Origin of the sequence: Kineococcus terrestris (assembly GCF_041020755.1) — a bacterium.
In the GTDB taxonomy this organism is placed as follows: Bacteria; Actinomycetota; Actinomycetes; order Actinomycetales; family Kineococcaceae; genus Kineococcus; species Kineococcus terrestris.
Window position 1 is genome coordinate 93,665 of the sequence record NZ_JBEUEI010000009.1, and the last position, 22,436, is coordinate 116,100.

19 protein-coding genes and 1 tRNA gene are annotated in these 22,436 nt (G+C 78.1%); 6 read left to right on the forward strand and 14 right to left on the reverse strand.

From position 1 onward, the window contains the following. Positions 1 to 6: 6 nt before the first annotated feature. From AB8M62_RS07735 to AB8M62_RS07745, 3 genes are read right to left on the reverse strand one after another with little or no spacing between them, the layout of a single operon-like run. On the reverse strand, positions 7 to 2,217 hold the full coding sequence (locus AB8M62_RS07735; RefSeq protein WP_369069135.1) for a sensor histidine kinase: 2,211 nt from the start codon (positions 2,215 to 2,217) through the stop codon (positions 7 to 9). Then, positions 2,214 to 5,192, reverse strand: coding sequence for a hybrid sensor histidine kinase/response regulator (locus AB8M62_RS07740; protein ID WP_369069136.1), 2,979 nt, complete (start codon positions 5,190 to 5,192; stop codon positions 2,214 to 2,216). The genes AB8M62_RS07735 and AB8M62_RS07740 overlap by 4 nt, the downstream gene beginning before the upstream one ends. Further along, the gene (locus AB8M62_RS07745) at positions 5,189 to 5,575 is read right to left on the reverse strand and encodes a response regulator (RefSeq protein WP_369054118.1); all 387 of its coding nucleotides are present in this window, start codon (positions 5,573 to 5,575) and stop codon (positions 5,189 to 5,191) included. Before AB8M62_RS07745 ends, AB8M62_RS07740 begins: the two co-directional genes overlap by 4 nt. Before the next feature lie 300 nt (positions 5,576 to 5,875). Here AB8M62_RS07745 and AB8M62_RS07750 point away from each other — a divergent pair, with 300 nt between their 5' ends. Then, positions 5,876 to 7,873, forward strand: a complete 1,998-nt coding sequence (locus AB8M62_RS07750; protein ID WP_369069137.1) for a GGDEF domain-containing protein — start codon at positions 5,876 to 5,878, stop codon at positions 7,871 to 7,873. A 105-nt stretch (positions 7,874 to 7,978) separates the two neighbouring features. Here the strand turns inward: AB8M62_RS07750 and AB8M62_RS07755 are convergent, their stop codons facing one another. The 3 genes from AB8M62_RS07755 to selD all read right to left on the reverse strand — a co-directional run bounded on the left by AB8M62_RS07755 (position 7,979) and on the right by selD (position 10,784). After that, positions 7,979 to 8,383 carry a hypothetical protein gene (locus AB8M62_RS07755; protein ID WP_369054121.1) on the reverse strand — a complete coding sequence of 135 codons (405 nt, stop codon included), beginning with the start codon at positions 8,381 to 8,383 and terminating at the stop codon, positions 7,979 to 7,981. Positions 8,384 to 8,564: 181 nt separating this feature from the next. Then, the gene (locus AB8M62_RS07760) at positions 8,565 to 9,611 is read right to left on the reverse strand and encodes a diguanylate cyclase (protein ID WP_369069138.1); all 1,047 of its coding nucleotides are present in this window, start codon (positions 9,609 to 9,611) and stop codon (positions 8,565 to 8,567) included. 132 nt (positions 9,612 to 9,743) lie between these two features. Continuing rightward, a complete protein-coding gene (selD, locus tag AB8M62_RS07765; RefSeq protein ID WP_369069139.1) occupies positions 9,744 to 10,784 on the reverse strand; it encodes a selenide, water dikinase SelD in 1,041 nt (346 codons plus the stop codon). Between the two features lie 89 nt (positions 10,785 to 10,873). Here selD and AB8M62_RS07770 point away from each other — a divergent pair. The 5 genes from AB8M62_RS07770 to AB8M62_RS07790 all read left to right on the forward strand — a co-directional run bounded on the left by AB8M62_RS07770 (position 10,874) and on the right by AB8M62_RS07790 (position 17,071). Beyond that, positions 10,874 to 10,969 (forward strand) — tRNA-Sec (locus AB8M62_RS07770). 38 nt (positions 10,970 to 11,007) lie between these two features. Beyond that, the gene (gene selA, locus AB8M62_RS07775; RefSeq protein WP_369069140.1) at positions 11,008 to 12,372 is read left to right on the forward strand and encodes an L-seryl-tRNA(Sec) selenium transferase; all 1,365 of its coding nucleotides are present in this window, start codon (positions 11,008 to 11,010) and stop codon (positions 12,370 to 12,372) included. 1 nt (position 12,373) lies between these two features. Beyond that, complete coding sequence (selB, locus tag AB8M62_RS07780) at positions 12,374 to 14,173, forward strand: selenocysteine-specific translation elongation factor (protein ID WP_369069142.1); 1,800 nt, start codon at positions 12,374 to 12,376, stop codon at positions 14,171 to 14,173. A 440-nt stretch (positions 14,174 to 14,613) separates the two neighbouring features. Continuing rightward, complete coding sequence (locus AB8M62_RS07785) at positions 14,614 to 16,215, forward strand: putative bifunctional diguanylate cyclase/phosphodiesterase (protein ID WP_369054129.1); 1,602 nt, start codon at positions 14,614 to 14,616, stop codon at positions 16,213 to 16,215. A gap of 25 nt (positions 16,216 to 16,240) precedes the next feature. Continuing rightward, positions 16,241 to 17,071, forward strand: coding sequence for a TrmH family RNA methyltransferase (locus AB8M62_RS07790; protein WP_369069143.1), 831 nt, complete (start codon positions 16,241 to 16,243; stop codon positions 17,069 to 17,071). 12 nt (positions 17,072 to 17,083) lie between these two features. Here AB8M62_RS07790 and AB8M62_RS07795 read toward each other — a convergent pair whose 3' ends face one another. From AB8M62_RS07795 to AB8M62_RS07830, 8 genes are all read right to left on the reverse strand, one after another. Continuing rightward, positions 17,084 to 17,461 carry an SRPBCC family protein gene (locus AB8M62_RS07795; RefSeq protein WP_369054132.1) on the reverse strand — a complete coding sequence of 126 codons (378 nt, stop codon included), beginning with the start codon at positions 17,459 to 17,461 and terminating at the stop codon, positions 17,084 to 17,086. Between the two features lie 6 nt (positions 17,462 to 17,467). After that, entirely contained in the window at positions 17,468 to 18,007 is a 540-nt protein-coding gene (locus tag AB8M62_RS07800; RefSeq protein ID WP_369054133.1) for a YbaK/EbsC family protein, read from the reverse strand. After that, positions 18,004 to 18,510, reverse strand: coding sequence for a YbhB/YbcL family Raf kinase inhibitor-like protein (locus AB8M62_RS07805; RefSeq protein ID WP_369069144.1), 507 nt, complete (start codon positions 18,508 to 18,510; stop codon positions 18,004 to 18,006). Before AB8M62_RS07805 ends, AB8M62_RS07800 begins: the two co-directional genes overlap by 4 nt. A gap of 136 nt (positions 18,511 to 18,646) precedes the next feature. Then, positions 18,647 to 19,048 carry a flagellar assembly protein FliW gene (fliW, locus tag AB8M62_RS07810; RefSeq protein WP_369069145.1) on the reverse strand — a complete coding sequence of 134 codons (402 nt, stop codon included), beginning with the start codon at positions 19,046 to 19,048 and terminating at the stop codon, positions 18,647 to 18,649. A gap of 23 nt (positions 19,049 to 19,071) precedes the next feature. Beyond that, entirely contained in the window at positions 19,072 to 19,953 is an 882-nt protein-coding gene (gene flgL / locus AB8M62_RS07815; RefSeq protein WP_369069146.1) for a flagellar hook-associated protein FlgL, read from the reverse strand. A 28-nt stretch (positions 19,954 to 19,981) separates the two neighbouring features. Next, on the reverse strand, positions 19,982 to 21,328 hold the full coding sequence (flgK, locus tag AB8M62_RS07820) for a flagellar hook-associated protein FlgK (RefSeq protein WP_369069147.1): 1,347 nt from the start codon (positions 21,326 to 21,328) through the stop codon (positions 19,982 to 19,984). A 14-nt stretch (positions 21,329 to 21,342) separates the two neighbouring features. Then, positions 21,343 to 21,834, reverse strand: coding sequence for a flagellar export chaperone FlgN (gene flgN / locus AB8M62_RS07825; protein ID WP_369069148.1), 492 nt, complete (start codon positions 21,832 to 21,834; stop codon positions 21,343 to 21,345). Between the two features lie 185 nt (positions 21,835 to 22,019). After that, a complete protein-coding gene (locus tag AB8M62_RS07830) occupies positions 22,020 to 22,385 on the reverse strand; it encodes a hypothetical protein (RefSeq protein WP_369069149.1) in 366 nt (121 codons plus the stop codon). Between the last annotated feature and the right edge of the window lie 51 nt (positions 22,386 to 22,436).

Consider the following 22,436-nt stretch of genomic DNA (forward strand, 5'->3'; position numbering starts at 1 on the left):
CCCGGCTCAGCCGACCGGGAGGGCCCCGGCGCGCCGCGCCGCGGCGGCCGCGACACCCTCGGGGGCCTCCGCGGCGCGCTGCGGCAGCGTGAACACCACCGTGGTGCCCCCGCCGGGGCTCTCCTCGGCGCGCACCCGCCCGCCGTGGCGGCGCACGATCCGCTGGCAGGTCGCCAGCCCGATGCCGTGACCGCCGGGCCCGCTCTGCCCGGCCCCGTCCGGCGTCCCCACCTGCGCGAACATCTCGAACACCCGCTCGCGGTCGGCCTCGGGGATGCCGCGGCCGTTGTCGGCGACGCGGAACTCCCAGCCCTCGCCCGTGCGGGCGGCGGTCACCTCCACCACGCACGCGCGCGCCGGGTCGCGGTACTTGACCGCGTTGCCCACGAGGTTCTGCAGCAGCTGGCGCAGCAGCACCGGGTCGGCGTGCACGACCGGCAGGGGAGCGGGCGCGCGCACCGCGGCACCGGCCGCGGCCACCTGCGCGGCCAGGTCGTCGCACGCCTGCGCGAGGACCTCGCCGGTGTCGGTGGGCCGCCGCTCGCACACCACGGCCCCGGCCCGCGAGTGGCGCAGCAGGGCGTCGATGAGCGCGCTCATCCGGTCCACCCCGCGCAGCGCCGCGGCCACCCAGCCGCGGCCCTCCTCGCCCAGCGCCTCGCCGTGCACCTCGCCGATCATCTGCACGTACCCCGACACCACGGTCAGCGGGGACCCCAGGTCGTGGCCGGCGACACCGGCGAAGTGCTCCAGCTCGCCGTTGGAGCGCAGCAGCTCCTCGGTGCGCTCGGCCAGCTCGGCGTGCGCCTCCACCAGCGCGGCCTCGCGGGCCCGCACCGCGGTGACGTCCTGCATGGCGACGACCGCGCCCAGCGCGGTGCCGTCGGCGGCGCGCATCAGCCGCCCCGAGCACACGACCGTCACCGGCCGGCGCCCGCGCGGGGCGATGACGATCTGCACCCCGCGCACGAACTCCTCGCGGAACACGCGGGCCAGGGGGACCGCCGACGGGGTCAGCGGGGTGCGCCCGTCGGCGGCGAACAGGTCGTAGGCGCCGGCGTGCTCGGCGGGGTCCAGGTCGGCGTCGGCGTCCAGGCCGTGCCAGGTGCGGGCGACCCCGTTGAACTGCACCAGGTGCCCGTCCGGGTCGGCGACGACGACGCCCACCTCGGCGCTGGCGAGGACGGCCTCGGCCAGCTCCCCGCGCCGCTCGGCCTCCGCGGCCGCCGCGCGCACCTGGCGCAGCAGCTCCTCGCGCTCGTCGCGCCCCAGCGCCAGCGCCAGGCCGATGACGGCGCTCAGCCCCGCGTACGCCTGCACGACGAGGGCGCGGGCGCCGGGGTCGGCCACGTGCGCGAACGGGCCATGCCCGGCCAGGGTCAGGCCCACCGCGGCGACGGCCGCGACCACCACGAGCAGCACCAGGGCCGTGGTGTCGAAGCGCAGCGCCACCCAGACGACGAGACCGACCGGCACGAACACCAGCGGCAGGGAGTCCAGCGCCCCGAAGACGAGGAGGTGCGCGAGCGCGCCGGCCACCACGACGGCCACCAGCTCCACCACGCGCCAGGGCGCCGGGCGCCCGGGCCGGTCCCCGCGCGCGCGGGCCGCCCGCACCGCGGCCGCCAGGCGCGGTCCGGCGCACACCGCCAGCAGCACCGCCACCGCGCCGCGCGCCACCCACACCGCGGCGCCCACCCACGACCAGGTGCCCGTGGCGACCCACACCGCGCCGGTGCCCACGACAGCGCCGGCGGCCGAGGCCGCGCCCGCCGCCCCGAGCAGCAGGCCCAGGTCGGCCACGGTCGCCGGCGGGCGGAGGCCCACGTGCGGGCACCAGGCCGCCGCGGCGCGCAGCAGCACCGCGACCTGGACGACGTTCGCGCCGGCCAGGGCGGCCGCCAGCGCGAGCGGGGTGCCGGTCAGCGCGGTCACCGCGCCGCTCAGCACCGCCAGCGCGCTCCAGTCCGCCCAGCGGTGCGCCCCGCCGCGGCGGGCGAGGAACCACAGCGCGGCGATCCCGGCCCCCGGGTGGACCAGGCCGATGCCGCTGGCGTCCACGGCGGTCGAGCGGCCCAGCCACACCGCCGCCGCGAACACCGCGGCGAAGGCGGCGGCGGCCGGCAGCCCGGCGGCGCGCGGCGGGACCCCGGTCGCGGGGCCGGTCGCGGGGCTGGTCACGGGGCTGGTCGCGGGGCTGGTCGCGGGGCCGGTCACGGGGCCACCCGCGGGGCGTCGACGGCGCGCAGCTCACCCGCCAGGGCGCGCACCGCGGCGCACGCCCGGCCGGTCAGGTCGTCCAGCTCGTCCAGCTGTCCCGCGCCGGCGCTGCCGCCGCCGCGCGCGGTGTCCTCCAGCTGCGCGCACGCCTGCGCCAGCTCCTCGGCGCCGAGGTTGGCCGCCGAGCCCTTCAGGGCGTGCGCGTGCACCGCCACGGCCGCGGGGTCGCCCGCGAGCACGGCCTCGCGCAGCTGCGCCAGCGCGGCGGGGGCGCGGTCGGCGAAGGAGGTCAGCAGCCCGGCGAACAGCTCGCGGTCCTGCGCCGTCGCGACCCCGCCCAGGTCCTCCAGGCGGGCCCGCACCGACACCTCCAGCGGCGGCCACGGCGCCGGGGCCGCGGTCGGGTCCGCGGTCGGGTCCGCGGTCGGGACCGGCGAGGGGGCGGGCGACGGGACGGGCGACGGGGCGGGGCCGCCGGCGAGCGCCGCGGGGGCCGCGCCGTCCAGGCGGTGCGCGGCACGCGCCCGCTCGCCGTCGCGGCGCACCGAGCCCACGAGCCGCTGCAGCACGACCCGCTGCAGCACGTCCTGCAGCTCGCGCGCGCGCACCGGCTTGGTGAGGTGCTCGTCCATGCCCGCGGCCGCGCACGCGTCCCGGTCGCCGGTGAGCACGCTGGCCGTCAGGGCCACCACGGGCGGCTGCCGGTCGGCGGGCAGGTCGGCGCGGATGCGCCGGGTGGCCTCCAGCCCGTCCATCCCCGGCATGTGCAGGTCCATGAGGACGACGTCGTACTCGCGCTCGCGCACCGCCTCCACGGCCGCCCGGCCGTCGGCGACCACCTGCACCGCGTGCCCGAAGCGGGCCAGCAGCAGCTGCGCGACGCGCTGGTTGACGACGTTGTCCTCCGCCAGCAGCACCCGCAGGGCCCGCGCGGGCGCCGCCGGGCCGGCCGGCTCCGGCGCCGCGGCCGGCCGCCCGGCGCCGCCCGCCGGGCCCGCCGTGCCCTGCGCGGGGTCCTCGGCCCGGCCCAGCGCCTGCTCCAGCGCGGCGCGCAGCACCTCGCTGCGGGTCGGCTTGGGCAGCACCACGTCGAAGACACCGCCGGCGGCCGCGGCCGGCACGTGCACGCTGGTCAGCAGCGCCGTCACCGCCGGGCGCCGGTGCGCCGGCAGCTGCGCGACCGCGCGGGCCAGCTGCTCGCCGTCCATGCCCGGCATGTGCATGTCGACCACCGCGACCGCCGGCACGTCCGCCACGTCCGCCACCGTGGACAGCAGCCGCAGCGCGTCCGCCCCGGAGGCGACGTCGGTGCAGCGCGCGCCCCAGCCCTCCAGCTGCAGGCGCAGCACGCGCCGGTTCGTGGCGTTGTCGTCGACGACGAGGACGTGCCGGCCCGCCAGCGTGGAGGGGGCGGCGGTCCGCCCCGCCTCCAGCGGCGGCCCGGCCGGCAGGCGCAGCGCCACGGAGAACGTCGAGCCGATGCCGGGGACGCTGTCCACGTCCAGGCGCCCGCCCATCGCCGCGACCAGCCGGGAGCTGATCGCCAGGCCCAGGCCCACGCCGCCGTGGCTGCGGGTCGTGGAGGAGTCCAGCTGCCCGAAGCGCTCCAGCAGCCTGGCCACGTCGTGCGGGGCGATGCCGGTCCCGGTGTCGCGCACGGCGATCCGCACGTCCACCAGGTCCTGCGCGTCCGCTGCCGGCGTCGCCACGACGGTCAGGGCGACCTCCCCGCGGGAGGTGAACTCCACCGCGTTGTCCAGCAGGTTCACCACGACCTGCCGCAGCCGGTCCGCGTCGCCGAGCACCGTCGCCGGCGGCGCCTCCACGTGCGCGGTCAGCTCCAGGCCCTTGGCCGAGGCCTCGTGCGCCAGCAGCGCCACCGCGGACTCGGCGACCCGGCGCACGCTGAACGGCGCCTCGGCCAGGCGCAGGTCCCCGCTCTGCAGCCGGGAGAAGTCCAGCACCTGGTCGATGGTGGACAGCAGCGCGTCGCCGGAGTCGCGCACCGTCTCGGCCAGCTCGCGCTGGCGGTCGTCCAGGGGCGTCTGCAGCAGCAGGTCGCTCATCCCGATGACGGCGTTCATCGGGGTGCGCACCTCGTGGCTCATCGTCGCCAGGAACGACGTCTTGGCCGCGTCGGCGGCCAGGGCCTCGTCGCGGGCGCGCACCAGCACGCCGACCGCGCCCTCGATGGCGCGGGCCACCTCCACGACCTCCCGCGGCCCGCGCTCCACGCGCACCCGCGGCGGCTCGCCGGCCGCGAGCCGCTGCGCCGCGGCCGCGACCTCCTGCACCGGCTGCACGAGGGAGCGGCGCACCCACACCGCGCCGCCGGCCACCAGCACCAGCGCCAGCGCCGTGCCCGCCAGCACGAGGCGGTGGGTCGCGGCCGCGCGCTCGGCGCCGGCGGCGCGCTGGGCGGTCAGCACCGCGCGCTGCTCGGTCTCCAGGACGTCCAGGGCGGCGGTGGTGCGGCGCATCGCCCGCCGGCCGGCGTCGGTCGCGACGACGGCCCGCGCCGCCTCGAAGCCCCGCTCGCGGCGCACCTCGACCGTGCTGTCCAGCTCCACGAGCTTCTCGCGCACCGCCGCGGCCAGCTCCGCGCCGGCGGCGTCGCCGGCCGGGGTGCCGGCCGTCTCGGCGACCAGCCCGGCCACGGCGTCGGCGATCTGCCCGCGCGCACCCTCGTAGGGCTCCAGGTAGTACTCGCGGCCGGTGATGAGGTAGCCGCGCTGGCCGCGCTCGGCGTCGCGCAGCAGCACCCGCACGCTGCTCACGTCGTCCAGGACGGCGTGGGTGCGCTCGACCCGGTCCTGGTCGAGCAGCAGGCCCTGGATGCGCACGTACGAGGACGTGCCCGCCAGGACCAGACTCGCCACCGCCAGCACCAGGCCCGTGGCCAGCAGCCGCGAGACCGGCTGCCGCGCCCGGCCGCCGCTCGCGCCGCGGGGGTCGGCCGAGTCCCCGCTCACCAGCCGTCGCCCGCCGCGGGCACCGCGAGGGCGTGCTCGATCGCCTTGGCCAGGGCGCTGAGCACCACCGGCTTCGTCAGGTAGGTGGCGCCCAGGGCGCGGCCGGCCGCGATGTCGGCCTCCTGCACGCGCCCGGACAGGAACACCACCGGCACCGCGGCGTAGCGCTCGTCGGCGCGCAGGGCGCGCACCAGGTCCAGCCCGCTCGTGCCCGGCAGCGTCACGTCGCTGACGACGACGTCCGGCGCGCCGCGCTCGGCCAGCACCGCGTGCGCCTCGTCGGCGCTGCCGGCACCCAGCACCCGGTGCCCCGCACCGCGCAGCCGCACCTCCAGCAGCGTGCGGATGTCCTGGTCGTCCTCCACCACGAGCACCTTCGCCACGGCCGGTCCTCCGTCGTCGCCCTGGTCGCCTCGGCCCGGGCGGGACGTGCGCACCGGGCTCTCCAGAGGTCGGCGCGCTCGGGGAGGACTTGAGCCCGGGCGGCCCACCGCGTGCCACGGCGCGGGACGGGAGCGACCCGTCCGGACCAGCGGGACGGTGCCCGCGCGGGTGCCCGCCGTCCCCGGACGGCTCAAGGTGCGACGGCGCGTGACCGAGCGACCTGTGCAGAGCCCCGGGCAGCGGACCGTCCGCCGGGGACCGCGAGCGGCCCGGACCCGTGGCCGCCGGGAGGAGGTGCCGTGCGCAGGACGACCGCCACCGCCCTCCGCGCGCTGCGGTGGACGGTGCTCCTCGGGCTGGCCCTGGCCGCCGGGCGCCTGACCGCGCTGGAGGGGCACGGCTTCGCGCTCGTGTCCCCGGCCGCGGGGGTGGCCGCGCTGTGGTGCGCCCGCACCCGCGCCGGTGCGGGGCGGGGCCACCGCGCGCCTCCGGGCCGCCGCGCCGCGTCCGGCGCCGTCCTGCGGGCGGCCGCGTTCGCCGTCCCGCTGACCGTCGTCTCGCTGCCGGTGCACCTGCTGACCGGCGCCGACGTGCCCGCGGCCGCGCTGCTGACCGCCGCGCTGCTGGGGCAGACCCTCCTGCTGGTCGCCCTGCTGGGCCGCTGGGCGCCGCGCCTGGTGGCCGGGGCGCCCCTGGACCGGGTGCGCCACCTCGTCGCCCTCGTCGCCGCGACCGCCCTGGCCGCCGCCGCCGCGGGCGCCGCGGCCCTCGGCGCGGCGGCCGCGGCCGACGCCCTGCCCGGCGGGTGGTCGTGGACGTCCTTGGCCGTGTGGACGGCGCGCGCGGTCGTCGGCGTCCTGCTCGTCGTCCCCCTCGGGCTGCGGCTGCAGCAGCGCGGCCTGCCGCGCCGGCCGCCCCGGGCCGGGGAGCTGGCCGCCCTGGCGGCGACGGGCGTCCTGCTGCACGGGTGGCTGTTCACGCACCTGGAGGGCCTGCCCGTCGCGTTCCTGCTGCTGCCGCTGACGGTGTGGGCGGCGCTGCGCTTCAGCACCTCCGTGCTCAGCGTCCACAACCTCCTGGCGGGCGCGGCCGCCGTGGTCCTCACCCTGGAGGGCGTCGGCCCCTTCGCCGGGCCGTTCCCCGGGGTGTTCCCCGCCGCGCCGGACGAGGTCGCCGCGGCCGTCCTGCCCGCCCTGCTCGTGCAGGCGTTCGTCGGCGTGTCCGCCGTCGTCGGCCTCGTGCTCGCCCTGGTCCGCGACGAGCGCGACGCCCTCCTGGCCCGCGTGCGGGCCCAGGCCGCCGGGGCGCTGCGGCAGGCCGAGCACGCCGCCGCCCTCACGGCGGCCCTGCGCTCGCTCAACGCCGCCGAGGACGTGCGCGCGGCCATCTGCGCGGCCGCCCGCGAGGTCACCGGCGCCGACGGCGCCTACCTGCTCGAGCCCGACGGGTCCGGGGCGCTGAGCAGCGCGGCCGTCGCCGGCGCCGGTTTCCCGCCGGTCAGCGTGCGGCTGGAGGAGGAGTCGGTGACCACCGCCGTCATCCGCGGCGGCGACCCGCTGTTCGTCGCCGACCTGGCCGCGCACGACGGCGCCTCACCGCGCCTGCGCGAGGGCCTGGGGGTGACCTCGGCCGCCTTCCAGCCCGTGCGCACGAGCCTGGGGGAGCGGGCCGGGGTGCTGGTGTGCGTCTGGCGCGCGCGCGTGGACGCCCTGCCGGCGCACGTGCCGATCGCGCTCGCCACCCTGGCCTCCGAGGCCGCGCACGCCGTCGAGCGCGCCGACCTGCTGCTGCGCCTGGCCCTGGCCGCCGAGCGGGACCCCCTGACGGGACTGGCCAACCGCCGCCGCTGGGACGAGAGCGTCGCCTCCGAGACCGCGCGCGCCGCCCGCTCGGGGCTGCCGCTGTCCTTCGTCCTGCTCGACCTGGACCACTTCAAGCGCTACAACGACACCCTCGGCCACCTGGCCGGCGACGACCTGCTGCGCGAGTTCGCCACCGCCGCCGCCGGCTGCCTGCGCGAGGTGGACACCCTGGCCCGCTGGGGCGGGGAGGAGTTCGTCCTGGCGCTGCCCGGGTGCAGCGCGGCCGGCGCGCGGGCCGTGGCGGACCGCATCCGCGCCGTCGTCCCCCGCGGGCAGACCTGCACGGCCGGGGTGGCGCAGTGGCGGCCCGGGCAGACGGCGGCCGAGGTCCTGGCCCTGTGCGACCTGGCGCTGTACGAGGGCAAGGAGCGCGGGCGCGACGTCACCGTCGTCGCCGACGAGCCCGCCCCGGTCCCCGCGCCCGTCACCACCTGACGACCCCCACCCGCTCCCTCCGTGATCGTGGAGGGGTGAGCGTTCACCCGTGCGTGATCACCGCGGAGGAGCGGGGGATGAGGTGGTGGGCGGGGCGGGGGCGGCTCAGGCGCGGAAGTCGGTGCGCGCGGCGCCGCCGTGGGCGTCGAGGTACTCGTGCGCGGTGCGCAGCTGCGCGGCCGTGAACAGGTCGTCGACACCGCCGGAGGCCGTGCCGAACACCGACGCCAGCCGCTGCAGGTACGCGGGGGTGACCGGGTGCCCGGGAGCCAGGGTGCCGTCGGCGCGGTCGTGGGCCAGCGTCCAGGCCAGCGTGGAGGCCTGACCGGCCGCGGGGTCGACGTGCTCGCCGGTGCTCGCGGCGATGAAGGCCAGGTCGCTGGGCGCCAGGTGCAGCAGCGCCGTGGGCCGGCGCACCACGACGGGCACGTCGGCGCCGCCCGCCGGGAGGGACGCGCGGCGGTCGGGGGTGCCGGCCCGGGCGGGGCGGACGGGGCGGTCGACGTTCATCTCAGCTCCCTCGGGCGGTGCGCGGGTGGTGCGCAGCGACGGGCGCCGCTGTCGGGCGTCCCATCGGCACGCCGGCGAGGTACCTGAGCGTCACGCCCGCTGACCCGAACGGGTGGTCGCGGTCGGTGAGCGGGGCACGAGGGGGCGCGCGCGGTGACGCGCCGCGAGCGGGAGGGCCCGCTCAGCGCCCGCGCAGGTCCAGCGACCGCCGCTGGGCGCGCTCGCGCTTGTCGTCGTACATCGCCTGGTCGGCGCGCTGCCACGCGGCGTCGAGCTCCTGCCCGGGCAGCCACTCGCTCACCCCCAGGGACGCGGACACGCCCGCGGCGGCCAGCCCGTCGCGCAGCCGCCGCGCGAAGGCCTCGCCGGCCGGCTGGTCGGCCCCCGCCAGCAGCACCGCGAACTCGTCGCCGCCGAAGCGCGCCACCACGTCCTCCTCGCGCACGTGCTCGCGCAGGACGGCCGCGGCCCGCCGCAGCAGGCGGTCGCCCGCCCGGTGCCCGAGGCCGTCGTTGACGACCTTCAGGTCGTCCAGGTCGAGCACGACGACGCACGAGCCGCCGGGTGCCGCACCGGGACCGTCCGGCCGGTGCGCGCGCAGGTCGGCGACCGTGCGCGCCCAGCCGCGGCGGTTCGCCAGCCCCGTCAGGCTGTCGGTCTCGGCCTGCTCCAGCGCCCGGGCCGCGACGCGCTGCAGGTGCGCGGCGTGCCGCTCGCCCTGCAGCAGCGAGCCGAGCAGCCGCGCCAGCAGGCCCAGCAGCGGCAGGTGCGCGCGCACCGCCAGCAGCCGCGCGGGCTCGTCCTGGCCCCACAGCGCGCCCTGCACGGTGCCGTCCTCGCCCAGCAGCGGGGTCACCGTGAAGCCGTCGCGCACGAGGAGCCGCGGTTCGCGGGCGGTCCCGCGGGCCAGCGCAGCGGTGTCGGGCGCGCCGTCGGGCAGCTCCCCGGGCAGCTCCCCGGGCAGCTCCTCCGACGGTTCCCCGGTCCGGGCGCCGGACGCCGCGCCGGGCGTGGAGCGCGTCGCGACCACGCGGTGCCGGCCGCGGTCGTCGCGGGTGATCGTCCAGCGGCGCAGCGGCACGACGGCGGCCAGGTGGTCCAGCACCGACTCGCTGGCCCCGACGGACGCCGGCGCGGGGCCGGCGGGGCCGGCGGGGCCGGCGGGGCCGGCGGGGCCGGCGGGGCCGGCGCCGGGCAGCCCGGGCGGTGCCGGGACGGTGCCGGTCAAGGGTGCCGGGGCGTGCCGGGGCGGTGGAACCGCTGCTCCGCGATCACCCACGACCGTCTCCACCCGACCTCCCCGCACCGCGCCTTCTCACGCAGGGTAGTCGGACACTACTAGAAGTAGAAGATCCGGTGATCAGCGGCGCACCCGCACCGTCGTCGACCCCTCGCGCGCGACGAACTCCCCGACGACCGGGTACCCCGGCAGCTCCCCGGCCACCAGCAGCCCCCCGGAGGTCTGGGCGTCGGCCAGCAGCACCAGCTCGTCCTCGCCGACGCCCCGCACGTCCAGGTGCGGGCGCACCCAGTCCAGGTTGCGCCGGCTGCCGCCCGGCACGAACCCCTCCGCCAGCGAGGTGCGCGCCGCCTCCAGCACCGGCACCGCCGCGGCGTCCAGCACCGCCGTCACCCCGCTGGCCGAGGCCACCTCGTGCAGGTGCCCCAGCAGCCCGAACCCCGTCACGTCGGTGGCGCAGCGCGCCCCGGCCGCCAGCGCCGCCGCCGACGCCTCCGCGTTCAGCGTCGTCATCAGCTCCTCCGCCTCCGCGAACCGCTCCCCGGTGCGCTTGTGGCGGTTGTTCAGCACGCCCAGCCCGATCGGCTTGGTCAGCGTGATCGGCGTTCCCGGCCGCGCGGCGTCCTTGCGCAGCAGGCGATCGGGGTCCCCGACCCCCGTGACGGCCATGCCGTACTTGGGCTCCGGGTCGTCGATGCTGTGCCCGCCGCCGACGTGGCAGCCGGCCGCGCGCGCCGCGTCCAGCCCGCCGCGCAGCACCTCCCGCGCCAGCTCCAGCGGCAGCACGTCGCGCGGCCAGCCCAGCAGGTTCACCGCCACCAGCGGCCGCCCGCCCATCGCGTACACGTCCGACAGGGCGTTGGTCGCCGCGATGCGCCCGAACACGTACGGGTCGTCGACGACCGGGGTGAAGAAGTCCGCCGTCGCGATCACCGCCAGCGGCCGCGGGCCGGAGGTGTCCACCCGCACCACGGCCGCGTCGTCGCCCACCCCGACGACCAGGCCGTCCGGGGCGCCGTCGACGTCGCGCAGGCCCGCGACGACCTCGGCCAGCTCCCCGGGCGGGATCTTGCACGCGCAGCCCCCGCCGTGGGCGTACTGCGTCAGCCGCCGCGCCGTCCCCGTCCCCGCGCCCGTCCCCGTCGCAGCACCCGTGGTCACGGCGGTCACGCTAGGCGGAGCCTCCCGCGCGCGCCCGGCGGGCCGCCCCCGGCCGGGTCCGGTGACCTAGGCTGGCCGCACGCTGACGGGGAGGCGTACGGGTGCCTGGTGGCCCCCGCGGTCTTCAACACCGTCGTGACCGAGCACCTCGGTCAGGTGGGTTCGATTCCCATCCGCCTCCGCCAGCGCCTGGCCGCGCAGCGCCGCGACGTAGGGTGCGCCCGTGCCGGACAGCCCGACGACGCGCCGACCCGACGGGCGCCCCGACCCCCGGCGCTCGCTGCCCCGCACCGACGCCGTGCTCGCCCACCCCGGCCTGGCGCCGCTGCTGCGCCGCCGCGGCCGCGACGCCGTCCGCGACGGGGTGCGCGACGTCCTGGCCCGCGCCCGCGCCGGCGACCTCGCCCTGGACGGCGCCGCTGACCCCGTGGAGGTCGTCGCCGCCGCCGTCACCGCGGACCTGGCCGCCCCGTCCAGCCTCGTGCCCGTCCTCAACTGCACCGGCGCGCTCCTGCACACCAACCTCGGCCGCGCCGCCCTGTCCGCCGACGCCGTGGAGGCCGTCGCCGCCGCGGCCGGTGCCACCGACGTGGAGATGGACCTGGCCACCGGCCGCCGGGCCCGCCGCGGCCGCGGCGCCCTGGCCGCCCTGCGCGCCGCCGTCCCCGACGCCGGTGACGTGCACGTCGTCAACAACGGCGCCGCCGCCCTCGTCCTGGCCGCCACCGCGCTCGCCGCCGGCCGCGAGGTCGTCGTCAGCCGCGGCGAGATGGTCGAGATCGGCGACGGGTTCCGCCTGCCCGACCTGCTGGTCTCCACCGGCGCGCGGCTGCGCGAGGTCGGCACCACCAACCGCACCGCGCTGGCCGACTACGCCGCCGCCGTCGGCCCGGACACCGGCATGGTCCTGAAGGTCCACCCCTCCAACTTCGTCGTCACCGGCTTCACCGCCGGCGTCGAGCCGGGCGAGCTGGCCTCGCTGGGCGTGCCCGTCGTCGTCGACACCGGCTCCGGGCTGCTGCGCCCGGACCCGCTGCTGCCGGACGAGCCGGACGCGGCCACCGCGCTGCGCGCCGGCGCCGACCTCGTCACCTCCAGCGGCGACAAGCTGCTCGGCGGCCCGCAGGCCGGCCTGCTGCTGGGCCGCGCCGACCTCGTCGAGCGGCTGCGCCGGCACCCGCTGGCCCGGGCGCTGCGCGTGGACAAGCTGACCCTGGCCGCGCTGGAGGCCACGCTGCGCGCGCCGCTGACGCCGACGTGGACGGCGCTGCACGCCGACCCGGCGCAGCTGCACCGGCGCTGCGCTGCCCTGGCCGACGCGGTGCGCGCGGCCCGCCCGGACGCCGACGTGGCGGTCGTCGAGGCCCCGGCCGTCGTCGGCGGCGGAGGAGCGCCCGGGGTGCAGCTGCCCTCCGCGGCGCTGTCGCTGCCCGCGGACCTGGCCGTCGTCCTGCGCACCGGCGAGCCGGCCGTCGCCGGGCGCGTCGAGCGCGGCCGGCTGCTGCTGGACCCGCGCTGCGTGCCGCCCGCGCGCGACGGCGACCTGGCCGGCGCGGTCCTCGCCGCCCTCGCCGCGGCGGGAGCCTGACGTGCACGTCGTCGCCACCGCCGGGCACGTCGACCACGGCAAGTCCAGCCTCGTGCGGGCCCTGACCGGCACCGACCCCGACCGCTTCGCCGAGGAGAAGCGCCGCGGCCTGACCCTCGACCTGGGGTTCGCCTGGACCGAGCTGCCCGGCGCGGGCACCGTCGCCTTCGTCGACGTGCCCGGCCACGAGCGGTTCGTGCCGACCATGCTCGCCGGGGTCGGACCCGTGCCGGTGGTGTGCGTCGTGGTGGCCGCCGACGGCGGGTGGATGCCCCAGTCCGCGGAGCACCTGGCCGCCGTCGCGGCGCTCGGCGTGCGCCACGGGCTGCTCGTGGTCACCCGCGCCGACCTGGCCGACCCCGGTCCCGTCACCGCCGACGCCCTGGAGCGCCTGGCCGCCACCCCGCTGGGGCGGGTGCCGGCCGTGGCGTGCAGCGCGGTCACCGGCGCCGGGCTGGACGACGTGCGCACCGCCCTGGCCGGGGTGCTGGCGCGGGTGCCGGCCCCGGACGCGACCGCGCCCGTGCGGCTGTGGGTGGACCGCAGCTTCACCGTGCGCGGCGCCGGGACCGTCGTCACCGGCACCCTGCCCGCCGGGACCGTCGCCGTCGGCGACGCGCTGGAGCTCGCGACGGCCGACGGCGTGCGCGCCGTGCGGGTGCGCGGGGTGCAGAGCACCGGCCGCGACGTCGAGCGCGCGCGGGGCGTGGCGCGGGTGGCGCTGAACCTGCGCGACGTGGAGCGCTCGGCGCTCGGTCGCGGCGACGCGCTGCTGACGCCGGACTCCTGGACCCTGACCGCCGTCGCGGACGTCCGGCTGGCCGGTGCCGCCGCTCGCGCCGGCGAGCTGCCCGGCGAGCTGGTCGCGCACCTGGGCTCGGCGGCCGTGCCGGTGCGGCTGCGGCCGCTGGGCACCGCCGGCGACGACCTGCTCGTGCGGGTGCGGCTGCGCCGGCCCCTGCCCCTGCACGTGGGGGACCGGCTGCTGCTGCGCGAGCCGGCCCGCCACGAGGTCCTCGGCGCCGGCACCGTGCTGGACGCCACCCCGCCGCGGCTGGCCCGGCGCGGGGCCGCCGCCCGCCGCGCCGACCGGCTGGCCCCGGCCCCCGACGCGCCCGACGAGGCCGAGGAGCTGCGCCGGCGCGGCCTGGCGCGCGCCGGGGACCTGCGCCGCGCCGGCGTCGCCGTCGCGAGCGCGCCCGTGGCGGGGGACTGGCACGCCGACCCGGCCGTGTGGGAGCAGCTGGGCCGGCGGCTGCCCGCCGTCGTCGCCGCCCACACCGCGCAGCACCCCCTGCAGCCGGGCCCCGCGCTGGAGGAGGCCCGGCAGGCGCTGCGGCTGCCCGACCGCGCGCTCGTGGAGGCGCTGGTCGCCGGCGCGCCCGGGCTGCGGCTGGCCGCCGGGCGCGTCGTGCCGGCGGGCGGGGCGGGTCCGGCGGACCTGCCGCCGGCCGTGCGGCGCGCTGTGGACGCCGTCCTGGCCGACCTGGCGCGCGAGCCGTGGGTCGCGCCGGACGCCGAGCGGCTGCGCGAGCTGGGCCTGGGTCGCGCGGAGCTGGCCGCCGCCGTGCGCGTCGGCGCGCTGGAGCGGGTGGGGGAGGGGATCGTCCTGGCCCCCGGCGCCCTGCAGCGCGCCGCGGTGGAGCTGGCGCGCCTGCCGCAGCCCTTCGGCGCCGGCGACGCCCGCCGCGCCCTCGGCACCTCGCGCCGGGTGGCGCTGCCGCTGCTGCGGGCCCTCGACGCCGCCCGCCTCACCGTCCGCGGCGCCGACGACCGCCGCACCCTCGTCCCGCCCCGCTGAGCCTCCTGCTCGGTCCCGCTACGCCCGCGGCCACCTCTCCACCCGACGCCCCGCCCCCGCCGTGATCTTGCTGGTAGTCCCTGCGAGATCACGGAAGGAGGGGGAGGGCTGCGGCCGCCCCGCGGTGATCGTGGACGGGTGAGGGGGAGACGCATCCGTGATCACGGCAGGGGAGGGGCGGGCGGTGGGTCACCCGTCCGGGTGAGCGCACAGCGTGTCAGCGAGCCAGCACCGTGCGTCGCGTGGTTCGGTGGGCGCGGCCCGGTTGGGCTGGACAGGTGACGGCAACTCGGTGACGATGAGCGCTCACGTATCGGCGCACAGTGACTTCTGGGGCTCCCGAGTCGCGGTCGCACCGGTGCGACGACGAGGAAGGGGGCGAGCCCGACATGGCCCGCTGGCCCTGGGCCCGCAGGCACGCGCCGGGCGACGAGGTCCGCGTGCGCCTCGTCCCGTGGGCGCTGTCCTCCCCGTTCGTGCTCGTCGGGGTGATCGCCCTCGTGCAGCGCCTGCTCGACGGCCCGCCCGCGCTGGAGACCCTGCTGGCCGCCCTCCTGGCCGGCGTCCTGACCTCCGTCTTCCTGCTGTACCTGGCCCTGGGCGCGGCCGACCGCGTCGACGAGGACGGCGTGCGCCAGCGCGGCGAGCTGGAGGAGGCGCGCCGCCAGGCCCTGCACGACCCGCTCACCGACCTGGGCAACCGGCAGCTGTTCACCGACCGCCTGCAGCACGCCCTGGCCCGCCGCGGTCAGCGCGGCTGCGCCGTCCTGTACCTGGACCTGGACAACTTCAAGGGCATCAACGACACCCACGGCCACGGCGGCGGGGACGCCGTCCTGCTGGAGGTCGCCCACCGGCTGCGCGCCACCGTGCGCCCGGAGGACACCGTCGCGCGCTTCGGCGGCGACGAGTTCGCCGTCCTGTGCGAGGACCTCAGCGACGAGCTGAACGCCAGCCGCATCGCCGAGCGCGTCGTGGCGGCCATCGCCGACCGCCCCGTCCAGCTCGGCGCCGGCCGCACCGTGGACGTCACCCCCAGCGTGGGGATCGCGCTGGCCCGCGACGAGGGCGACGCCTCCAAGCTGCTGCGCCGCGCCGACGCGGCCCTGTACCGGGCCAAGGAGGGCGGCAAGGCGCGCTCGGAGCTGTTCGACGAGCGCATGCAGGCCCAGGCCGTCGACGTGTCCCAGACCGAGGTGGACCTCGCGCTGGCCGTCGAGCAGGGGCAGCTGCGTCTGCACTACCAGCCGATCGTGGACCTGCGCGACGGGCACGTGCAGGGCGTGGAGGCGCTGCTGCGCTGGCAGCACCCGCGCCGCGGGCTGCTCGTGCCGGAGCAGTTCGTGCCCGTCGCCGAGCGCAGCGGCCTCATCCTCGACATCGGCGCCTGGGTCATCCAGGAGGCCTGGCGCACGCTGGAGACCTGGTACGCCGAGGCCGACGAGGCGGGCGAGGACTGCCGCCTGACGATCTCCGTCAACCTGTCGCCGCGGCAGCTGGCGGGGGACGCGCTGCTGGACGTGGTCGCCGGCGCGCAGCCGTCCGGCCCGGCCGGGGACGCGCTGCTGGTGGAGGTCACCGAGGAGCTGCTCGTGGCCGACGCCGCCGCCGGGTTCTCCACCCTGCACGCGCTGCGCACGATGGGCGTGCGGGTCGGCATCGACGACTTCGGCCGCGGGGTGTCCTCGCTGGCGCACCTGCAGACCATGCCCATCGACCACGTGAAGGTGGACCGGCACTTCGTCGCCGGGCTGGGGCGGCACCGCCAGGACGAGGCCGTGGTCGCCGGGATCGTCGGGATGGCCAAGTCGATGGGCGTGGGCGTCGTCGCCGAGGGCGTGGAGTCCCCCGAGCAGCTGCGCACGCTGCGCCGGCTGGGCTGCGACTCCGCGCAGGGCTACCTGCTGGGCTACCCCAGCCCCGTCGTCGACGTCGAGCGCGCCCTGCACCCGGGGCCGGACGGCGTCCTGCACGGTGTGCTGGACCTCGACGCGCCCGACGTCGCGCCGGCGGGGACCGGACCCGCTCCCGTCCGCGCCTGACCCCCGCCGGGTAGCGTCGCCGCCCGTGCCGCGGATCCCGCTCGACGACCTCGCCGACCCCCGCTACGCGGCCCTGCTGGCCGACTACACCCGCCTCAAGGACGTCCAGCTGCGCGCCCGCCGCGAACCGGCGGAGGGCCTGTTCCTCGCCGAGGGCGTCGAGGTGGTGCGCCGGGCGCTGGCCGCCGGGCACCGGCCCCGCTCCTTCCTGCTGTCCCCGGCGCGCGCCGACGAGCTCGCCGACGTCCTCGACGCCGTCCTGGCCGAGCACGACGTGCCGGTGTTCCTCGCCCCGGCCGCCGCCTTCACCGTCCTGACGGGGGTGGACCTGCACCGCGGCGCCATCGCCTCGGTGCACCGCCCGCCCGAGCGCTCCGTGGCCGACCTGCTCGCGGGGCTCGGGCCGGGAGCGCGCCGGCTGGTCGTCCTGGAGGACGTCGTCGACCACACCAACGTCGGAGCGGTGTTCCGCTCGGCGGCCGCGTTCGGCGTCGACGGCGTCGTCGTCAGCCCCCGCTGCGCCGACCCGCTCTACCGGCGCAGCGTGCGCGTGTCGATGGGCACCGTCCTGCACCTGCCGTGGGCGCGCGCCACCGGCTGGCCCGGCGACCTGGACCTCTTGCGGGACAGCGGGTTCACCGTCGCGGCGCTCGCGCTGGCCGACGACAGCACGGCCTTGGACGCGTTCGACGCCCCGGAACGGCTGGCGCTGCTGCTGGGCACCGAGGGCGACGGCCTGACCCGCCGGGCGCTGGCCGGCGCGGACGTCACCGTCCGCATCCCGATGGCGCCGCGGGTCGACAGCCTCAACGTGGCCGCCGCCTCCGCCGTCGCGCTGTGGGCCACCCGCGGCTGAGCGGCCACCGGCTCACGCGCCGACGAGCCGGCGCAGGGCGAGGAGGGCGGCGGGGGAGTAGGCCAGCGCGAGCACGGCCGGCGCGCGCAGCAGCAGCCACGTCGACGTCCCGCCGGGGACGGCGACCACGCCGTGCTCCAGCTCGGCCCTGACCGGGCCCGCGGTGACCCGCCACGTCCACGTGCGCGCGTCCTCGTCGACGGCGAGCACCGCGAAGCGCACCCGCAGCCCGAGCGGGCCGTGCACGGTGCCGGTCACCCCGGCGGCGATGCGCCCGGCGGACGCGTCGACGCCCGTGATCTGCGGCGACCACGCGGGCCAGCGGGCGGGACGGGCGTAGTCCTCCCACACCTCGCCGGCCGCCCGCGGGCCCCGCGCGTCCAGCCGCACGGCGCCTCAGCGGCCGATCGCGATGTCGGCGACCTCGGCGCCGGGCAGCGCGGCCACGTCGGCGCCGCGCACCACGAGCTTCGAGCCGCGCACGCCGGAGCCGATGAGCACCCACTCCGCCTGCGCGACCGCCGTGTCCACCAGGACCCGCCAGCCGTCGGGCAGCCCGACGGGGGTGATGCCGCCGAACTCCATGCCCGTCTCGGCGGTGGCGCGCTCCACCGGCAGGAACGACGCCTTGCGCACGCCCAGCGCCTTGCGCACCGCGCTGTTGACGTCGGCACGGGTGGTGGCCAGCACCACGCAGGCCGCCACCCGCTCCTCGCCCTCGCGCTTGCCGGCCACGACGACGCAGTTGCCCGACGCCTCCAGCGACACCCCGTGCGCCTCGACGAGGGCGGCCGTGTCGGCCACCTCCGGGTCGATGGCGCACACCCGCGCCCCCGCCGGCAGCGCGGCGTGGACGGCGGGCGGCAGCAGCTCGGGGTGCTCGGCGGCGTCCAGCAGCGGGAGGTCGCCGCTGATCGAGGTCGGGTCCGAGCTCACCGCTGGTAGGTGCCGGTGAGGGTGGCGCGCGCCAGCAGGTGCGGCAGGGAGGAGAAGGCCGCCACGGTCGGGGTGGCGTCCTCGGGCAGGCCCAGCGACTCCACGTCCAGGGCGTGCACGGCGAAGACGTAGCGGTGCGGGCGGTCGCCCTCCGGCGGCGCGGCACCGGTGTAGCCGCGGCCGCCGACGTCGTTGCGCAGAACCGTCGCGCCCTCGGGCGCCTCCGCGCCGGCCTCCAGCGAGGTCACCGACACCGGCACGTCGACGACCGTCCAGTGCCAGAAACCCGCGGGGGTGGGCGCGTCCGGGTCGAAGCAGCTGACGAGGAACGAGCGCGTCCCCTCGGGGAAGCCGCTCCACGACAGCTGCGGCGACACCGCGCCGGAGGCCTGCGCCTCCGCCATCGGCTCGCCCTCGCGCACGTCGGTGGACTCCAGCGCGAAGCCGGGCACCTGCGGCAGCAGCGAGTAGGGGTCGGGGGCGACGGGGCGCTCCAGGTTCACGCGGCACTCCTCCGGACGGCGGCGGTCGATCTCGTCCCGACCCTAGGGCCGGGCCCCGACACGCGCCGCCCGGAGACGCGCCGGACGCGCGAGGACCCCCACCGCGGCGCGGTGGGGGTCCTCGGGGGCGACGGGCTCAGGCGGCCACGAGCGGCGCGCGCAGCGGCAGGTCGGTGCCCACGAGGACCGTCTGCGCCGCCCGCATCGACCGGTGGTTGATCACCACGGGCGCCAGCAGGTTGGCGGTGGCCGAGGCCGGGTCGGTGCCCGGGTTCACCACGCACAGCACCGCGGCCTCGGTCGCGTCGCGCAGGTCCAGCGCGCTGACCGTCTCGTCGTCGATCTCGGGGGTGTAGCCGGGGAAGAAGCGCCCCGGCGCCACCACGAGCAGGCGCACCTGCGGGTCCCGCACGCTGCGCAGGGCGTACAGGACGCCGTCCTCGTCGAGGGGCACCAGCGTGAAGCTGGTGTGCTCGGCGAGCCCCATGAGGGGCGCGACGAAGTCGACCTGCGGGCCAGCGGCGGGGACGTCGGACACGGGCGCCATCGTAGGAGCCGCGGTCACCGCAGGAAGTCCAGGAGGGTCGGCTGGATGACCTTGGCGGTGGCCTGCAGCGCCGCCTGGTAGGCGGTGTTCTGCAGGTTGAACTCGACCAGCGTCTTGGCGAGGTCGACGCCCTCGACGTCGTCCAGGGCGGTGGTCAGGGTGTCCGCGCGGGTCTGGTTGACCTGCTGGGCGGCCTCGAGCTTGTTGGTCAGGGCGCCGACGGTGCCGAGGCTCGTGGTGATGGCGGTCAGGCGCGACTGCACGGTTCCCAGGTGGGTGCCGGCGTTCCCACCGCTCTCGATGGTGTCGACCAGAGACTGGATCTCGTCGAAGACGGTGCTCGACGCGCCGCCGAAGGCCGTCGAGCCGAGCACACCCACCTGCAGTTCGAGCCCAGGTGCGACAGTGCGCGAGACCGTGGTGGTGCCGCCGTCGTAGGCGCCGGCGTCGGTGTACGCCGCGGCGACGTCCTTGGTCCCGGCGAACACCGGACGCCCCTGGTAGGTCGTGTTGGCCGCCGCCAGCAGCTGCGCCTTCAGCTCCTTGAGCTCGGCGGTGATCGCCTTGGCGCCGTTCGCGTCCACCGAGCCGGTGTTCGCCGCCTGCACGGTCAGCGCGTTGATCCGCTGCACGGCCTTCGTCGCGTCCGTCAGCGCGTTCTCCTGCGTGGTCAGCCACGCGGAGGCGTCCTGGATGTTCCGGGCGTGGCGGGCGTTGGCCGCCAGCTCGTCGCGGTAGCGCAGGGCGGCGGCCGCGGCGACGGGGTCGTCGGAGCCCTTGGCGAGCTTGGTCCCGCTCGTCAGCTGCTCCTGCAGCTTGCTGGAGCGGGCCTGGTTGGCCTGCAGGTTGGTCAGGGAGTTCAGCGCGATGGAGCGCTGGGTCACGCGGCCGATCATGTCGGTTCCTCCTCGGGCGGGGTCGGGCTCAGCGTCCGACGACGCCGGTGCGGTTGATGAGGCGGTCGAGGGCCTCGTCGATGGCGGTGAGGACGCGCGCGGCGGCCGAGTAGGCGTGCTGGTAGGAGACGAGGTTCGTCATCTCCTCGTCGATGCTCACGCCGGAGACCGCCTCGCGGGCGGCGGAGGACTTCAGCGACACCTGCTGGGCGAGCGTGGCGCGGTTGTCGGCGGACTGGGTCTTGGCGGCGATGTCGGTGGTGAGGCCGCGCCACGTGGTGGTGGCGGTGCCGAGAGCGCCGACGACGGCCTTGGCCACGGCGCCGTCGACGCTGGTGCCGGTGCTGCCGTTGAGGACCACGGCCGGGTCGACCGCCATCGACTTCGCCGTCGTGCCGGTGAAGACGTCCGTGCCGTGCGCGGTCCTGACGTCGCCGGCGAGCTTCGCGGCGAAGCCGTCGAGCGCGTTGACCTGGTCCGGCAGCGTCTTGTTCACCGCGTCGAGCGTCGCCTTGAGCTGCCCGGCGGGCGGCTCGACGACGCTGCCGGCGACGGTGAACGTCAGCCGCCCGGTGGTCTTCGCGGACTCCAGCGACAGGCTGGCCGGCGTCTTGACGAGCGTCAGCGGCTCGACGGAGTCGCGCGACACGATCGCCCCGTTGCCCACGTACACGTCCACGAGGCCGTTCTCGCGCTGCACGACGCGCGCGCCGGTGAGGTCGGCGAGCTGGTTGACGTACCCGTCGCGCTGGTCGAGCAGCTCGTTGGGGATCGAGCCGCTGGAGGAGGCGCGCAGGATGACGGCGTTGAGGTCGGCGACGCGGCGGGCGGCCTCGTTGGCCTGGTCGACGACCGCCCGGCCCTGCCCGACGAGCCCGTCGAACTGCGCGCTCAGCTGCGAGTCCATCGAGTTCAGGGTCGAGGCGACGGCCCGGCTGCGGGAGAGCACGAGGGCCTTGGCGGCGTCGGCGGCCTGGGAGCCCTGCGCGTTGGCGAGGTCGTTCCAGGCGGCGGACAGGTCGGCGAGGTCCCTGCTCAGGCCGGTGGCGCCGGTGTCGCCGAGGGCGTTCTCGATCCCGGCCCACACGCTCGCGGTGGTCTTCTGCTCGGCGGCCGTGGCGGAGTCCTGGCGGGCGGTGGCCGCGGCCAGGGCGTCGGCGACGCGGCTGATGCCGGTGATCTGCACGCCGTCGCCGGGCACGTCCTGCCGGGCCCACTGGCCGGTGTCGGCGACGACGCTGGAGACCTGGTCGACGCGCTGGCGCGAGTACCCGGGGGTGTTGGCGTTGGCGATGTTCTGGCCGGTGACCTCCATCGCCCGCTGCGCCGCGGTCAGGGCCCGGGACGCCTGGTTGATGCCGGAGAAGGTGCTCATCGTGGGGTCCTGTCTCAGAGGGCTTCGTCGACGAAGTGGGCGCGGGACCCGCCGGCGGAGGCGGCGTGGTTCTTGCCCCGGGCGGTGTAGGTGTCGAGCGTGGTGTCCAGGCCCAGGAGGGCCTCGCGCACGGCGCGGGCGCCGGAGGTCAGCAGGTCGCGGTTGGCGTCGGCGAGGTCCTGGATCTCGGAGGTGAGGGTGAGGAAGGCGTCGCGGTGACCGCGCAGCAGCTCCCCCCACGGCTCGGGGGCGGCCTCGGCGAGGGCGTTGAGGCTCGGGCCGGGCTCCAGGCCCAGCTCGGCGGCGACGGCGTCGACCTCGGTGGCGCGCAGGACCTCCGTGGAGCGGATCTGCTCCATGACGAACTCGACCTCGCGGGTCGCGTGCGCCAGCCAGCGCGTGCGGCCGCTGGCCAGCACGAGCTGCTCCTCCTCCAGCTTGAACAGGAGCAGCTCCAGCAGCTCCCGCTCCTTCCAGAGGATGCCGGAGACCTCGGCGAGTGCCATGCGTGTCCTTCCCGGTCGCGCCGTGCGCGGGCTCGTCGTGCGTGTCCCCCGCCCATCGGCACCGCGCCCGCGGAGCTGAGCGGGCACCCGCCGCCGTTCGGGTGGTCCGCAGCCGCGCCGCTGGACGCGACGAGGCGCCGGCCCCCGCGGGGGACCGGCGCCCCGGTCGGTGGCGTCGCGGCGGCTCAGCGGCCCTTGACGATGAAGAACGCGTTCTTCGACGGCTTGCGCAGCGCGTAGGGGCGCCCGTCGTCGCGGGCGCGGCGCAGCTCGCGGTGCATCTCCCGCGAGGAGTCCTCCGCGGCGGCGGCGACCGCGGCCTCGTCGACGGTGCCGCGCCGCTCGGGCCGCTCGCCGTCCTGACCGCGCAGGATGTGGTCGTTGCGCCCGGCCTCGTGGTCGATGGGCAGCAGGTTCTTCGCGGCCAGCGCGTACAGGGCGCTGACGCGCTCGCCGTGCTTGTCGGCGTACGTCTCGACGAAGCTGGGTGTCAGCCGTCCCTTGCGGGACGCGTGCTCGAGGTCCTGGACGACCTGCCAGAGCGCCTTCACGTGTGTCCTCCCGGTGCTGCTCGCGCGTGCCGGGCGCGGGGTGCCGCCGGC